Below are 15,430 nucleotides of genomic sequence, written 5' to 3'. Positions count from 1 at the left end.
AATTCACCTAAATGGGTGTCCGGTTTCATTAGACCACTACAAATTCATCCATCTCGACTTGCGTGGAGACCATTAGATCCCTAAACGACGAGCTGGACAAAGTAAACAGTGCCTTGAGCAGGGAGCTTGAGTTCTCCTCCGCGACGGACCTCTACACCCAGTACGATCAGTCTTGGCAGACCGGATCGCTGCGAAGCTCGCTCCATGAAAAGCAAATGGAGGTGAGACGCTCTCTGAAAACACTTGGCGGACAAGTCGAAACAATGGAGGCTGCGTTTTCGAGAGTCCCCAACTCGCCACCTTGCGACTATTTCCAGGATCGTTTAGCCAACCTGCGGTACGAGAGCAACATCGAAGTGACTCACCGCATCAAACTTCAGGTAATCGAGGAATGGTTCTCCACTCACCACGAAAAATCCCGCCGAATATTGATCGCCGATGGGCACACCATCTTCGGTGACATTCAGGATCTGCACAGGGATCTGAAGAAGTTCACGGATAAAATCACCCGATTCAATACGGCGCTCCAGAACCACCTGTCCCACAGCTCTAAGGTTTTCGACAGTATCAAGGATCTGCAGGTGTCCATCTTCTCTGCGGTTGAGGATTTGGATTACTGGACGGTCATTTCAAAGATCTCGACTGCCCGGGATGAATGGATGAGGCCAGATGAGCTACCCGATGACGAGTCAGTCGAGAACCTACGCCTGCTCTTGCAAAACTGGGATATCAAAAGTGGCATCCAGGCTGACTTCAAGTCCCTCGTGAGCATTCGCGGCTCAGTACGTGAGAAAGGTAATCTGCGTTACTTCAAGAACAAGGCGGATCTGGAAAATATCTCATCCAACGGCCTGAGCTACCTCATCCTGATCATTCTGTTCCTTGGATTCATCTCCAAGGTGCGGGGCCAGGCACCTGTTCAGTTGACTTGGTGCGTTGATGAACTCAAGGCCATCGATGCGGATAATGTCATATCCCTTTGTAACTACCTAGGCCAAAACTTCATTACGTTGTGCACCGCTTTCCCTGATCCTGACGCCGAGACGCTGATCCTCTTCGAGAATAAGTACAAGCTCGATTCGGAAAGACGCCTGGTGCATTGCGAGCTGGCCGTTGACGAAGGCTTGGATGAGGACGAGGAATACGAGCTCGAGCTGGAGGGCGTCTGATGACCTTGTTTGCACGTGTGGCTTCAGGATTGATTGAGGGAGATTTCATCTGCTTGATCACCGACCGTGAAGGCTTTGAGTTCTTGAGCAGTGCCCAACTCCGGGACGGCAAAACAAACCGGGAGGATGTCGACCAGTACTTGCGACGCATGGAGCTTCGTCTTACCACCACGCGTGACGGTGGAGCATTCTTCGCTGCACATGCGGACATCGATGGCGAGGGGAAAAAAGCAGCCAAAAAGAGGTTCACAGAGCTGAAGAATAATCTTCGGCCGATGGTTTCATTCATGGAGATGGTCATGCGGGTGACCGGAGACGACAACGCTATTTCAGCTGGGCAGAAGCTGGATCTGAACAGAATGATGGCCAGAATAGGTGCGAACGCCGGGTTGCAGGAGCAACTGCGCAAAACAGCCGCAGACACGGGGATCACATCCAAGGATGGCTCTGATCGCGATCGGCTGTTCAGGATCGTCAAACGTTTTAAGGATGACAGCTATCTGCGATTGATAAATCCGGAATCCGAAATCTACATGTTCACCGGCCGGATCGAATGGCTGCAGGAAGCGATCGAGTTCCTCATGCTCCACGACAAGATCAGTGAAGAGGACAGCGAATTCGACCAGAGATTTGAAACATGAGCATGATTGCCGACGCGGTTACAAGTCATCTCGAGTTGTTGCACACCAATCGGGAACTGATCGCGCAAATCTATACCGAGGGCCAGGTCATACGTTCGGAAGAGAATTCCAAACGCTTGAACCAACTGGAGCAGGTGCGCGCCATTCGTGCTAACGCGGCCCTGCAGGATTCCTATCGCCTGTCTCCGACATTGAGCCGGCTGTTGGATGAAGCTACCCACAAAACTCGGAGTTACAGCGTCTCGGCCGACTTTGGCGAGCAGATGGACAGAATGAAAAAACTGATGGACGACTATTCCGCCGCTCATTTCGACGGACGCGAGGAAGACCGGGACGTCATCCTGAGTGAGTTTGATGTCTCAGTTTTTGATGTGTCCGAGGACATGAAGGACTTCTTGCTGCATGTACGTACCGCTGCCGAAAACAACTTTGCGAACGTGCGCACCTACAAGGAAAAAGAGAAGCAGAACCAGCATTACCTTGACCAACTCGACAGAATTGTTAAAGCTTTCGTTGCATTTGATCTCGCTGCGTTCCTTGACGAGTTGAACCAGCCCGAGCGTGAGTCACTCGCCGAGTTGTATGAGCGGCACATCCTCGCAAATCTTTCCAAATGGCGCGCAACATGTAACGACATTACCAGCGTTCTGAAGGTCTACCTTCACAAGCTCCGTACGGTCGAACCTAGGGCGAAGAGAATCCGTGCTCTGCAAATGCACCTGCGGCGTCATCCTGAATATGAGGCTCGTGATCCCGACGAGTATCCGGAAATTCCAGAATGGGCCTACCAACATGATCCAATGAAGATACGTCTCAGCCCGGATCTTGGGCGCCAAGAGATTCGGGACTCACTGGTAGATGTAGCCAGAAGCATTGAAATCCAAGTCATCACACCGCCCAAGCAACGGACGCCGGGTGCGCTTATCAAAGAGGACGCGCCGAAGGCCGCGATCATCAAGGGATCACCACTAGTGGTTGTGGCCCAGCGCCTGTTGAACGAGGCGTCTAAATCACTGGCGCCAATCTCTGCGGCGGATTATTTCGCCTTGACGGAGGAAACCAGGGGGCTGGATCAGGAGTCCTGCATGATGTGTTTTCTCACCGTTCTGGATAGGCAGGTACAGGCCAATACCAAGATCATTCGCCGGCTGCAAATTGATAAGAAGATCAAGAACGCCCACGACCGCATGAGTGGCAACGTCATCATTGAGGATGTGCAGGTATGCAAGCGCTCGGCATGATCAAAAAGCTGATGACTATTTGTCAGTCTGATGCAGAGGAGTTTCGGCAGAGCAAACAGCTTGATAACTTCTGTAAAGAGTTCGGCGTTGGCCACTTATACGGCTCAGTATGGAGGATTAATCAGGCCGACAAAGAAAGAATAGCCAACATTGTTCGTAATGAAGCGAAGGTCGACCCGACTGCCTCAGTTGAGCAGTGGAGTGAAACCCACAGGCACCAAGCGTTGGACATTGGCGGTGACGAGAAGCACTCCAAGAAACGCTTGCGAGATAATCGGGTAGCGGTGAAGTCACTGTCAGGCAGACCGTTGATGATTGCGGGTGGTGACCTTGTTCTTCCGCCGGGAGCGTGCCTGGATTTGGATTTTAACTGGGTGGCCGAGCATTGCCGGCACGATGAAGTCCTACTCGTGGAAAATTGGGAGAACTTCGAACTCACGCACCAAACTCCATTCCTGAATAGTGTCCCGGGTAATCCCTTGGTGGTGTTTCGTGGCGCCCCTGGCAGTTACAGGATCAGTGCCGCTCACAAACTCCTGAACGCTCTTGCCCGGCCGGTAATCGCCTTCACAGATTACGATCCGGAAGGTATGGCGATCGCAGCCACCCTGCCCTATTTCAGACGTTACCTGGCACCACCGAATGATGTGCTCGAGCGCCTGATTAAGCAGGTCACCACCCACGACAGGTATGTCAAACAGCTGGTAGGCAAAATTGGGATGCTGGAAGCACTGTCGGATCCCGAACTGGTTCGTGTTTTCCAGGTGATCAGAAAAGCAACAAAGGCGCTGCCTCAAGAAAAACTGATTGGGCTGGAGGTGTTGGTGTGAATCGACTGACGAGCACCCAATGATCTTCAATGCTGCAAAGTCGCTGACTTGTACCCCTCTTGTCAAACGGATGCCTCCATCCGCCTGCCCATCAGCATGAGCCACGGTGGTCTTTTAGGGGTAGATGCGGCTCTTGCTCAACTGGTAATTCGGGATTGTGCCAGCCGCCATCAGCTGACATGAAAGGACCCGCGGCTGGTGGCCCCCATGAACCGGCAGCATACTGGTGGATCGGAGGGGGATCGACCAGCACCGGCTCGACCACCGCCCACGCTGACTCGATGCTGTCTTCACGGGCAAATAACGCACCGTCGCCGTTTATCGCATCGGTCAGCAGGCGTTCATAGGGAGATTGCTCGCCGGACTCTTCCTGGAACAGCAAGAACTCCCGCTGCACGCCGACGAAATCCTTGCCGTTGCGTTTGACGCGAGCGGCGAGCGCGATTGTCGAGTGGGGTGACAAATGGAAGCGTAAATAGTTGGCGCCCTCACCCATCGCGGCGTCGCCAAAAAGGTTCTGCGGCGGCGCTTTGAAGCGCACCACGACTTCACAGGCGGTGGTCGGCAGGCGCTTGCCTGAGCGCAGGTACCAAGGCACGCCGGCCCAGCGCCAGGAATCAATATGCAGGCGCAGCGCGCAAAAGGTTTCAACCTCGGAATCGCTCGCGACATGTGGCTCGTCGCGGTAGCCCTGGTACTGCCCGCGCAGGATGTCATCAGCGCTCAGCGGTCGCATCGCGCAGAACACATCGGCCTTGTGACGGTGCACAGCCTCGAAGTCTCGGCTCGCCGGCGGCTCCATCGCCAATAGCGCGACGATCTGGAACAGATGGTTTTGCATCACATCGCGCAAGCACCCTGCGCTTTCGTAGAATGCGCCGCGCCCCTCGACGCCGAACTGCTCGGCCAGCGTTATCTGCACACTCGCGATGTGATTGCGATTCCAGATGGGTTCGAATATGGAGTTGGCGAAACGCAAGTACAGGATGTTCATGATCGCTTCCTTACCCAGGAAGTGATCAATGCGCAAAATCGCATTATCGGGGAACGCGTCCAGCGCGACGCGATTAAGTTCGCGCGCCGAGGCAAGATCGCGGCCGAACGGTTTTTCGACGATCACTCGACCACCCTCGGCCAATCCAGCGGCTTTCAGGCCGCGAATGACCGTGGAATAAAGGGTGGGAGGAATGGCGAGGTAAAACGCTGGGCGCCGTGCTTCGTGCAGGACGAGTCGCAGCGCATCGAAAGTCGCCACTTCCTCGTAATCGCCGCTGACATATTGCAGCGCTGACATGAGCTTGCCCAGCGTCGGCGAATCGACTGTAACGCCGGCCTGCTCAATGCTTTCACGGGCTCGCGTACGCAGTTGTTCGACACTCCACATTGACGACGCTACGCCGATTACCGGTATCTTGAGCGCACCACGTTGGCACATGGCGTAAAGCGCAGGGAAGATCTTTTTATGTGCCAGGTCGCCGGTGGCGCCAAAGACGACCAATGCATCGGCAGATTGCAAGTGCGCGTCGGTGACGTCTTGGTTCATTTCATGTCTCCGCTGGCGGGGTCCTGAATAGAGTTGAACCTCAATGTGGTTGAGTTCGCCGCGCCGGTAATAGTTCAAATCGAACGACGAAGATCCAGATAACGGCTCAACGCCGTCCGGTGTTCACCCTGGCCAATAATAGCAATACGCCACTTGACGACAATGCCGAGCCATAGCACCCTGCGTGAAAATCCAGTCCACCTTTCATTGACTGCCCTTTTGAAGTGCTGAGGCCTTTTCGCTCAGAACTACCCGGTAAGCCACTTATGCCAGCACGGTTCAAAAAAATAATAGCCATTTTGTTTTATTGCATTTTACAAGGGCCCAATCCCGTCTTCGCTGCGAATGAAGAGCTTGACGCCAGCAAGATGCCAGAGGCCTCCATGAATGAGCGCGTACTCAATGTTCCCGGTGATAGCGAGCGCCCTGTTGCCCTGCAACTGACGGTATTGACTCCCCGTGGCCCGGGCCCGTTTCCCTTGGTGGTGATGAATCATGGCTCCGACGGCCAAAAAAAACCGAGGGATAACCCCCGCTACCATCTGACTTTTTCCGCCTATTATTTTCTGTCGCGCGGTTATGCCGTAGCGCTACCCATGATGCGCGGTTATGCCGGCTCGGGCGGACAGCTCGAACACCATGGTTGCGACTTTATTTCAACCGGTCTCAACAATGCCCAGGACATCCGCGCCGTCATCCAGTATATGACGGCACAGCCCTATATCGATGGTCAACGCATTGTTGTTGCGGGCCAGAGTTTTGGTGGTTTCAATACATTAGCACTCGGCACGCTCAACATCCCCCACGTCAAAGGTTTGATTAACTTTGCAGGCGGGCTCAAAGCGTCTGATTGTGCCAATTCAGAGCAGAGCATGGCCCTTGCCGCCGCTTACAACGGTGCACATACCACTATCCCGTCCATCTGGTTTTATGGCAGCAACGACAAAGTGTTTTCTGAGCCGACCTGGCGCAGCGCGTATGCGAGTTATACCGCAGCGGGTGGTGCGGCCGAGCTAGTGGCGTATGGTAACTTCATGGATGACTCGCATAACCTGCTGGGTTTTCCTGAGGGATTGACGATTTGGGGGCCTAAAGTAGACGCCTTCCTGGCCCGGCTGGGGCTACCTAACCAACCGGTCCACCCTGAATACCTGCCGGTACCTGCGCCGCCACCAACTCAGTATGCCGGCATCAAGGATGTTGGCGCCGTGCCGCTTGCGAGTGACCAAGAGCGGCAACAATACCGGGATTTCTTGACCCGGCCCATGCCGCGCGCCTTTCTTATCGGTGAAAACGGTGGCGTCGCGTCCATGTATGGCGGCTTCGATCCGCTCGGTGCCGGACTTCGCGCCTGTAAAAATAAAGGCGCCAAGTGCTATCCCTATGCAGTGGACAACGAGGTGGTCTGGGTGAAGCCATTATCGACACCCGTTCCACCACCGACACATTTCGCGGCACTCACTGATGCGCAGGCCGTGCCGTATATCAATGATCAGGGCCGAAAAACCTATCAGCAGTTTTTAACAAAAGGGCTTCCACGGGTCTTTCTGATTGCTGGTGATGGCACCGCCGTTTCAACGCAAGGTGGTGTTGATCCGCTTGCCAGGGGATTAGCCGATTGCAAAAAAGTGGGGCGAAATTGCCGGCCATATGCAGTCAACAATGACGTGGTCTGGGTTAAACCTGCGCAGACTCCGCCCCCCACGCATTTTGCAAGACTAGAGGATCCAACGGCTATTCCGTACCTCAGCACAACAGCCCGTGAAGGGTATAAAAAGTTTTTGGCACTTAAAAAACCGCGTGCTTTTATCATCGCCCCCGATGGCGGGTGGTCTGCATCGGCCGGCGGTAACGAACCACTGCAAGCCGCTTTAGATGAATGTATAAAAGCCCATCGGAACTGTCGCCCCTACGCGGTCGACGATGAGGTCGTATGGTCGAGAAAGTAATCAGCGCTTTTTCGGCGGCTGGTCACAGTGTAGAAGATGACCGAAACACCATATTCAGCAGAGCCCCACCAGGTCGATCAGCGGCACACCTGCTTCACCTCATTGACATCCGGCCACTCACGCAATATTTTAAGTTACGTGAAGTCATCCGGTCGCCGAGGACTTTCCCTACCCCATACATCGTAGCGGCGTGCCGAGCGCCATTGGAGTCGTGAGCAGTATGACCGAGTTCTGGGAAACCGCATTCACCGAGAATCAGCTGATGTGGGGGGATAAGCCGACGGCCTCCGCCCTCTACGTCAAGGATCACTTCGCTCGAGCGGGCGTCAAGGACGTTCTGATTCCCGGGATTGGCTACGGCAGGAACGCCAAGGTGTTTCTCGAACACGGGATGTCAGTCACCGGGATCGAGATATCGGACACGGCGATTGCGCTCGCCCGGTCGCGGCTCGGCCTGCAGATCCCGATCTACCACGGCCCGGTGTCGGACATGCCATACGACAATCGTTTGTACGACGGCATTTTCTGCTACGGGCTTATCTATCTTCTGGATACCGAGGGCCGGACGAAGCTTATCCGAGACTGCTACCGCCAGCTCAACCCCGGTGGGCAGATGATTTTCACGGTCATCTCGAAGAAGGCGCCTATGTATGGCCAAGGCGCTAGGCTTGGCGATGATTGGTACGAACGGATGCCTGGCCTGAAGATGTTCTTCTATGATGCTGCGTCGGTTGAACGGGAGTTCGGCCAGCATGGGCTGGTCGAATTCTCCGAGATCGATGAGCCGACGCCTGGCGGTGGGTCTTTCCCATTCATCAATGTGGTTTGCAAGAAAGACTGAACGTGAGCAACCGCCATGACCGGCCTCGCCTGGGATGACTCGCCGGTGTTAATACTCAGGATAAAAAACATCAAGTCCGTTTTGTTCTATGCCCAAGCATTGAAAGCGCTTTGATATCACCTTTTACTTCGGCTAGCATAAGGCTATATCCATATAAGGAAATGAAAGCATGCGCAAGGACGCTGGAGCAATCAAGCTTGCTCACCCTCAAAAGCGCCGTTAATTCGCATTAAACTCTTTGATTTTATTGTGCGCGCAGCATGATTCTGCTGCGCTCTGACCTGGGTCGAATCGAATAAAGAGGCGCACCTTAGTTATGGAGAGCTACGTTATGGAGAACTGCAAAGAAAAACCTAACCTTTCCTCCCTGCCTTTCTGGGTGCTCTGCGCGAGACAACTCTGTGACCTGGAGTTGCTGGCTAACGAGGCCTTTGCGCCGCTGACGGGTTTCCTCGGCCTGGAGGATTATCTCAGCGTTGTCCACCACATGAGACTGAGCTCGGGTGCCCTTTGGCCAATGCCGATCACCTTGGATATCCCGCAAGCGTTGGCTGAACAGCTGCTACCCGGGGGCGAGTTGGCGCTACGTGATCCGGAAGGCCTCACATTAGCCGTGCTGGCCATTGACTCAATCTACCAGCCGGACCATCACCTCGAGGCACTGCGGGTTTTTGGCACCCAGGATAAGGCTCATCCCGGTGTGGCAGCCTTGTATCGCCAACATCCTTTTAACGTCGGCGGGATCATTAAAAAAGTTGATTCGGTCACACACTATGATTTTGCTGATTTACGTTTGTCGCCCCTGCAAGTCAAACGCGAAATAGCTCGTCGAGGCTGGGAGGCCGTCGTCGCCTTTCAAACACGCAATCCGATGCATTGCGCCCATGTTGAATTAACCCTCCGCGCCATGAAACAAGCCAATGCGGCCTTGTTGCTACAGCCCGCAGTGGGGCTGACCAAGCCGGATGATATCGATTACTACACGCGTGTCAGGTGCTACAAACATACCTTGAAGTCTTACCCCGCCGATGCCGTCCTGCTGTCATTGCTGCCGTTGGCCATGCGCATGGGCGGCCCCCGTGAAGCCGTTTGGCACGCCCTGATCCGCAAGAACTTTGGCGCGACGCATTTTATCGTTGGCCGTGATCACGCCGGCCCTGGCAACGATAAGCATGGCAACGCGTTCTACGCTCCCTATGCGGCCCAGGAAATGGCATTGGCCCATGCGCAAGAAATCGGCCTGCAGATCCTGGCCTTCGAGGAAATGTTATATCTCAAGGAGGAGCGGCGTTACGCGCCGGCCTCGGAGGTGCCGCCTGGCGCCGCCGTGCTGAGCTTATCGGGAACCGAGGTCAGGGAAAAGCTGGCCAGCGGCGCGGATATTCCCGAGTGGTTCAGTACGCCGGATATCGTCGCCGAACTGCGCCGCTCATATCGTCCGAAACAACAGCAAGGCTTTGTTCTCTTCTTTACCGGGTTGTCTGGTGCCGGCAAGTCAACGATTGCCAATGGTATTGCCGTGCGACTGCGGGAAGACGGGCGACGAACCGTGAGTTTGCTGGATGGCGATGTGGTCCGCCATAGCCTCTGCAAGGGGCTCGGATTTTCAAAGGAGGACCGTGAAGCCAATGTCGAGCGTGTTGGTTTCGTGGCGATCGAGATCGCCCGGGCCGGCGGGGTCGCAATCTGCGCATGTATTGCCCCCTATGCGAGTACGCGCCAGGTCTGTCGAGAGTTGGCCAGCACACACAAGACGGCCTTTTTCGAAATATACATAGCGGCGGATCTGGAAGTCTGTGAGCGGCGTGACCGAAAAGGCTTGTATGCCAAGGCGCGGGCCGGGAAGCTCCCGGGGATGACCGGTATTGATGCCCCCTACGAGGCACCGCTGTATCCCGATCTACGAATTGACACCGCCCGTATGAGTGCAGCCCAGGCGGTGGAGTTGATCATTGCCACCCTGGTCGAGCTGGACTATCTCCCCGCCTCTCTCCTTCATGAGCCCTGAGCCGCAACAGCCTTGTATACATCCAATGGTTTCAATCAGGTTGAGCCCGCTGTGTTCCCAAGGAGAACGATATGAACGTCATCCACAAACCTGCGTCCACCGGCAACGCGCGTCCGCGGCCTGTACTGATGATTCCGTTGCGTCGGTGCGGCAGTCACGCACTACGGTTACGCCTCAATCTTAATCCACAATTCTATTCACCTTATCCGCTGCACATCGCTGACTATATGCCGATTGTTCCCCTGTACGGTGATATTGCCGATGACAATGCCTACTTTCGCATGGTGGTCGACGTGGTCGGCTTGCAGGCAGCCAGCATCGTCAAATGGCCCGGCAACGCTTTTGATCCGGTCGATATTTTCGAGCGGGTTCGCCACGAGCCGCGCAGCGTGCATCGGATTACCTGGGAGTTGCTGTTGTGCGCCGCGGAACAGCAGAACGCCCGCGTGGTGATGGACAAGTCCCTCGATGATGTGCACTACGCCCACGAACTCATGCAGCTTTTCCCCAACATGCTGCTGCTCAATGTGGTACGTGACCCCCGCGCGCAGGTCGCTTCAATGAATCGCGCGATCATTCATGACTTCGATACCTTGATCAATGCACAAACCTGGGTGGCGGCGCATCGAGCGGCGCAATCCTTGATCGAGCGTTACCCCGGGCGCGTATTGACCATACGTTATGAAGACTTTCTGCACGATGAAGAAGCGACGCTCAAGCAGATCTGCAATTTTTTCGACATTGAATTTCTCGATAAGATGCTCGATATCTCCGAGTCCCAGGAGGCAAGGCAGATTTCGAAAATGTCGGCGCTTTGGTCATCCAACAGCTCTTCGCCGATCACCACCAATATTGATAAGTTCAAAGAGCAACTGAAAACCCAGGAGATCGAAATCATCGAGACCCTGGCGAAGGAGTTCATGTTGCGATATGGCTATGAGCCAATGACCGAGGCCAATTTCGCCTTTGACACGCACATGTTGGTGGACGCCACCGAGCGTTCAGGTGATGCCAAGAAATTTGCCTGGCAAGACTTGGAACAGAAGAATTTCCAAGACTACATTTTGCGCCAATACCGCGTGGACTACCTGAGCTCGGTGCGTAGCCGGCTTGAACGAAGTCGATAGCGTCAGGCGGATGGCGGAGTGGCTGAGCAAGTCGGCATAATCCGCCTATCCCACCTCAAGCAAGAGATCTTCATGGCAAACCAAGACATCACCTTCCTCCCCGACCCCGACGTGGAGTCCATCTCTTCCGACGTTGCCGGTTTCGGCGGCCTGCTGGTCTCCACCCAGATCCCTACCCGTGCCGACGGCAGCCTGGAGTTGGGCGACATCACCCGGCAGAGCGAATGCACGCTGCAGGCACTCAAGGTGGCGCTGGAAAAAGCCGGCAGCGCCATGGACAGGGTCCTGCACCTGACCATCTACCTCACCGACATCGCCGACCGCCCCGCCTTCAATGAAGTCTACAAACGTTTCTTTGCCAAGCCCTGGCCAGTGCGCGCCGCTGTCGGTGTGGCCGCCCTGGCGGTTGAAGGCATGCGGGTGGAAGTCACCGCGATGGCCGCCAAGCGCTGAATTCGCGGCTTTATCCGGCGACCCCGCTCAGCGAGTGGTCGCCGACCGGCAGTATCCGGGTGTCGGTCAGGCGTTTCGCCGCTACAATGCACGCCTTGACCGTGAAGCCTGACTAAAAAACATGTCCCTACCCAAGCATCACCTGGAATTGCTCAGCCCCGCCCGCGACGTAGCCATCGCCCGCGAGGCCATCCTGCATGGCGCCGATGCCGTGTACATCGGCGGCCCGAGCTTCGGCGCGCGCCACAACGCCTGCAACGAGGTGAGCGATATCGCCGGATTGGTGGAGTTCGCTCGTCGCTACCATGCCCGGGTGTTCACCACGATCAATACGATCCTGCACGACAACGAGCTGGAGCCGGCCCGCAAGCTGATCCATCAACTCTACGATGCTGGCGTCGACGCACTGATCGTCCAGGACCTGGGTGTGATGGAGCTGGATATCCCGCCAATCGAGCTGCACGCCAGCACCCAGACCGATATCCGCACCCTGGCGCGGGCTAAGTTCCTCGACCAGGCCGGCTTCTCGCAACTGGTACTGGCCCGCGAGCTGAACCTGCAAGAGATCCGCGCCATTGCCGACGAGACCGATGCGGCCATCGAGTTCTTCATTCACGGCGCACTGTGCGTGGCGTTCTCCGGCCAATGCAACATCTCCCACGCGCAGAATGGCCGTAGCGCCAACCGCGGCGATTGCTCCCAGGCCTGCCGCCTGCCCTACACGCTGAAAGATGACCAGGGTCGCGTGGTTGCCTTTGAAAAGCATCTGTTGTCAATGAAGGACAACAACCAGAGCGCCAACATTCGCGCCCTGGTCGAAGCCGGCGTGCGCTCGTTCAAGATCGAGGGGCGCTACAAGGACATGGGCTATGTGAAGAACATCACGGCCTACTACCGCCAGCGCCTGGACGACGTTCTCGAAGACCGTCCGGACCTGGCCCGTGCCTCCAGTGGGCGTACCGCGCACTTCTTCCTGCCCGATCCGGAAAAAACCTTCCATCGTGGCAGCACCGACTATTTTGTCAGCGACCGCAAGATCGATATCGGCGCCTTCGATACCCCGACCTTCACCGGCCTGCCGGTGGGTGTGGTGGAGAAAGTCGGCAAGCGCGATATGCAGGTGGTGACCCATGAGCCACTGTCCAACGGTGACGGTCTCAACGTGCAGGTCAAGCGCGAGGTGGTGGGCTTCCGCGCCAATATCGCCGAGCCCAAGGGCGAATTCGAAGAGGATGGCGAGAAGCGCTACCGCTACCGCGTCGAGCCCAACGAAATGCCCGCAGGGCTGCACAACCTGCGGCCGAACCACCCGCTGAGCCGCAATCTGGACCACAACTGGCAGCAGGCCCTGCTCAAGACCTCCGCGGAGCGCCGGATCGGTCTTTCCTGGGTGGTTCGTCTGCGCGAGGAGCGCCTGACACTGACCGCCACCAGCGAAGAAGGCGTCAGCGCCAGCGTCGCCCTGGACGGCCCGTTCGGCCTGGCCAACAAACCGGAACAGGCCCTGGAACAACTGCAGGATCTGCTCGGTCAACTGGGCACTACCCAGTACTATGCCACGAACGTTGCGATGGATGCGCCGCAGGCGTATTTCATTCCTAACTCGCAGCTCAAGACCTTGCGCCGTGAAGTCATCGAAGCGCTGACCCTGGCCCGTATTGCCGCCCATCCGCGCGGAGGTCGCAAGGCCGAGACCACTCCGCCACCGGTGTACCCCGAGTCGCATCTGTCGTTCCTGGCCAACGTCTACAACCAGAAGGCCCGCGACTTCTATCACCGTCACGGCGTCAAGCTGATCGACGCGGCCTTCGAGGCTCACGAGGAGACCGGCGAAGTGCCGGTGATGATCACCAAGCACTGCTTGCGCTTCTCCTTCAACCTCTGCCCCAAGCAGGCCAAGGGCGTCACCGGCGTGCGCACCAAGGTCGCGCCTATGCAACTGATTCATGGTGACGAGGTGCTGACGCTGAAGTTCGACTGCAAGCCTTGCGAGATGCACGTGATCGGCAAGATCAAGGGCCATATCCTTGACCTGCCGTTACCGGGCAGCGGCGTGCAGCAAGTTGTCGGTCATATCAGCCCTGAAGATCTGCTCAAGACGATTCATCGTGCGCCGCACTGAGTGCATGACGGCCTGACATCGGAACGGGGAGCAAAACTCCCCGTTTTCAGGCGTCTGAGTCATGCGGTACAACATCTGTTCGGGATCATCCCTGATACGCCCTGATGCATGATGAAACTATCGCTTACCTTATACGATGCACTGACAGCTGCCACCGTTCCGGCGAACAAGGCCAAGGCAGTTGTAGATGCCTGGGAGGCCGATGTGGAAAATCTCGCGTCAAAATCTGATCTGCAACAAACCGAGACACACCTGAAAGCGTCCATCTCGGAACTGGGTTCAGCTATCAGAGAGCAAGGTGTCGAACTGCGGGCACTGATCAAGGAGCAAGGTGCAGAACTGCGCGCCTCTATCTCGGGATTGGAATCGCAAAACAATATCCTGCGCTGGCAGTTTGGCCTTATCTTCATCTGTGTCGCGGTACCGATCCTGAAAATGGGATTTGAGCTGCTGGCCAGGTCAACCTGACTCCCCCTTCCGTTTGGGGCTTTTTCGTAGAGCGCTTGTTGCCCGCAACCCCACAAATCTATACTCGGCATCAGTCATAGGGGTTTTACATGGGCTGTCCTCAAGTCTGTTCCGGTGCCACCCTGCAATGCTCTTTCGGTCTGGCACCCGGCGTACTCAACGTGCTGCCGCAGAACCGCACCCTGGTGTCCGGTATGCCCGCGGCCAATCTGATGGACCATATTCCGCTGGTCAACATCATGCCCTTCGGCATGTGCCAGAGCCTGGCCAATCCGATGGTGGCGGCCGCTACGGCGGCGGCGCTCGGGGTGCTGGTGCCGATGCCGTGCATTCCGGTGACCGCCACGCCCTGGATACCCGGCGGTGCACCGACCATGCTGCTGGGACCGATGCCGGCGCTGGATGCCAACAGCACGCTGATGTGCAACTGGGCCGGGGTGATCAAGATCCTCTTCCCTGGCCAGGTGCAGATGCTCATTCCCTGATCAGGCATCGGGTGGCTGCCGCCATTTCAACCACCAGGCCTTCCAACGCGCCATGGGTTTGCCCGACTCATCCAGTGGCCGTCCATCCACGGCATAGGATTGCGCGCCGTCCAATGACTGGCCCTTGTCGTATTCAATTCGCGCCGCCAGTTGGCCATTGCCATGGAACCGCTGGTAAAGCCCCTGCAATTGTCCCTGCTGATAGTGTTCGCGAGACGCCAACGTGCCGTCTTCGAAGTAACTGAGCACCTGCCCGTGCAGCAAGCCGGCGCGGTACTGTGCTTCACGAACCAAGGCGCCTTGCGGATTGTGGAACACCGCCTGGCCGTCGAGCTTGTTCTTGCGAAAATTCAGGCGCGCCGAGGGCTGGCCGTTGGGGTGATAAATCACCATCGGTCCCTCCAGCGTGCCCTGGCTATAACTGAGCACCGCCTGCGGGCGGCCGCTCTCGGTTACCCGCGCCGGGCCTTCCAACTGGCCTCCGATCAGGGTGGCGTTGAGCTGGCTGTCGCCGCTGACGACTTCAACCTTGGCCGGCTTGTCCATATCCCCT

Annotated in this window: 14 protein-coding genes; 12 read left to right on the top strand and 2 right to left on the bottom strand. The window is 56.5% G+C overall.

Features of this window, described 5'->3' with window-relative positions:
• Positions 1 to 113 precede the first annotated feature (113 nt).
• Genes M5B99_RS06170 through M5B99_RS06155 form a run of 4 tightly spaced genes read left to right on the top strand, consistent with a single transcriptional unit; the run spans position 114 to position 3,881 of the window.
• Positions 114 to 1,169 carry an ATP-binding protein gene (locus M5B99_RS06170; RefSeq protein ID WP_248803178.1) on the top strand — a complete coding sequence of 352 codons (1,056 nt, stop codon included), beginning with the start codon at positions 114 to 116 and terminating at the stop codon, positions 1,167 to 1,169.
• On the top strand, positions 1,169 to 1,810 hold the full coding sequence (locus M5B99_RS06165; protein WP_248803177.1) for a hypothetical protein: 642 nt from the start codon (positions 1,169 to 1,171) through the stop codon (positions 1,808 to 1,810). The genes M5B99_RS06170 and M5B99_RS06165 overlap by 1 nt, the downstream gene beginning before the upstream one ends.
• Positions 1,807 to 3,051 (top strand): hypothetical protein, encoded by a 1,245-nt coding sequence (locus M5B99_RS06160; RefSeq protein WP_248803176.1) that lies wholly within the window; start codon positions 1,807 to 1,809, stop codon positions 3,049 to 3,051. The genes M5B99_RS06165 and M5B99_RS06160 overlap by 4 nt, the downstream gene beginning before the upstream one ends.
• Positions 3,033 to 3,881, top strand: a complete 849-nt coding sequence (locus M5B99_RS06155) for a hypothetical protein (RefSeq protein ID WP_248803175.1) — start codon at positions 3,033 to 3,035, stop codon at positions 3,879 to 3,881. Before M5B99_RS06160 ends, M5B99_RS06155 begins: the two co-directional genes overlap by 19 nt.
• Positions 3,882 to 3,972: 91 nt before the next feature.
• Here M5B99_RS06155 and zwf read toward each other — a convergent pair whose 3' ends face one another.
• Positions 3,973 to 5,424: a glucose-6-phosphate dehydrogenase gene (gene zwf, locus M5B99_RS06150; protein WP_248803174.1), complete on the bottom strand. Its 1,452-nt coding sequence runs from the start codon at positions 5,422 to 5,424 to the stop codon at positions 3,973 to 3,975.
• Positions 5,425 to 5,690: 266 nt separating this feature from the next.
• Between zwf and M5B99_RS06145 the strand changes: the two genes are divergently transcribed.
• The 8 genes from M5B99_RS06145 to M5B99_RS06110 all read left to right on the top strand — a co-directional run bounded on the left by M5B99_RS06145 (position 5,691) and on the right by M5B99_RS06110 (position 14,877).
• Positions 5,691 to 7,373, top strand: coding sequence for a dienelactone hydrolase family protein (locus M5B99_RS06145; protein ID WP_248803172.1), 1,683 nt, complete (start codon positions 5,691 to 5,693; stop codon positions 7,371 to 7,373).
• Between the two features lie 220 nt (positions 7,374 to 7,593).
• Positions 7,594 to 8,214 (top strand): class I SAM-dependent methyltransferase, encoded by a 621-nt coding sequence (locus M5B99_RS06140; RefSeq protein ID WP_248803171.1) that lies wholly within the window; start codon positions 7,594 to 7,596, stop codon positions 8,212 to 8,214.
• Positions 8,215 to 8,545: 331 nt separating this feature from the next.
• On the top strand, positions 8,546 to 10,222 hold the full coding sequence (locus tag M5B99_RS06135; RefSeq protein WP_248803168.1) for a bifunctional sulfate adenylyltransferase/adenylylsulfate kinase: 1,677 nt from the start codon (positions 8,546 to 8,548) through the stop codon (positions 10,220 to 10,222).
• Positions 10,223 to 10,293: 71 nt separating this feature from the next.
• Positions 10,294 to 11,349: a sulfotransferase family protein gene (locus M5B99_RS06130; RefSeq protein ID WP_248803166.1), complete on the top strand. Its 1,056-nt coding sequence runs from the start codon at positions 10,294 to 10,296 to the stop codon at positions 11,347 to 11,349.
• A 72-nt stretch (positions 11,350 to 11,421) separates the two neighbouring features.
• Entirely contained in the window at positions 11,422 to 11,802 is a 381-nt protein-coding gene (locus tag M5B99_RS06125; RefSeq protein WP_248803165.1) for a RidA family protein, read from the top strand.
• 121 nt (positions 11,803 to 11,923) lie between these two features.
• Positions 11,924 to 13,924 carry a peptidase U32 family protein gene (locus M5B99_RS06120; RefSeq protein WP_248803163.1) on the top strand — a complete coding sequence of 667 codons (2,001 nt, stop codon included), beginning with the start codon at positions 11,924 to 11,926 and terminating at the stop codon, positions 13,922 to 13,924.
• 108 nt (positions 13,925 to 14,032) lie between these two features.
• Positions 14,033 to 14,392: a DUF1640 domain-containing protein gene (locus M5B99_RS06115; protein ID WP_248803162.1), complete on the top strand. Its 360-nt coding sequence runs from the start codon at positions 14,033 to 14,035 to the stop codon at positions 14,390 to 14,392.
• A gap of 89 nt (positions 14,393 to 14,481) precedes the next feature.
• Positions 14,482 to 14,877, top strand: a complete 396-nt coding sequence (locus M5B99_RS06110; RefSeq protein WP_248803160.1) for a DUF4280 domain-containing protein — start codon at positions 14,482 to 14,484, stop codon at positions 14,875 to 14,877.
• Here M5B99_RS06110 and M5B99_RS06105 read toward each other — a convergent pair whose 3' ends face one another.
• A complete protein-coding gene (locus M5B99_RS06105) occupies positions 14,878 to 15,423 on the bottom strand; it encodes a toxin-antitoxin system YwqK family antitoxin (RefSeq protein ID WP_248803158.1) in 546 nt (181 codons plus the stop codon). It lies immediately after the preceding gene.
• Positions 15,424 to 15,430 lie beyond the last annotated feature (7 nt).

The organism is Pseudomonas sp. MWU13-2100, assembly GCF_023242365.1.
In the GTDB taxonomy this organism is placed as follows: domain Bacteria; phylum Pseudomonadota; class Gammaproteobacteria; order Pseudomonadales; family Pseudomonadaceae; genus Aquipseudomonas.
The sequence above is the reverse complement of the archived record's forward strand: the minus strand, read 5'-3'. Positions and strand labels throughout refer to the sequence as shown.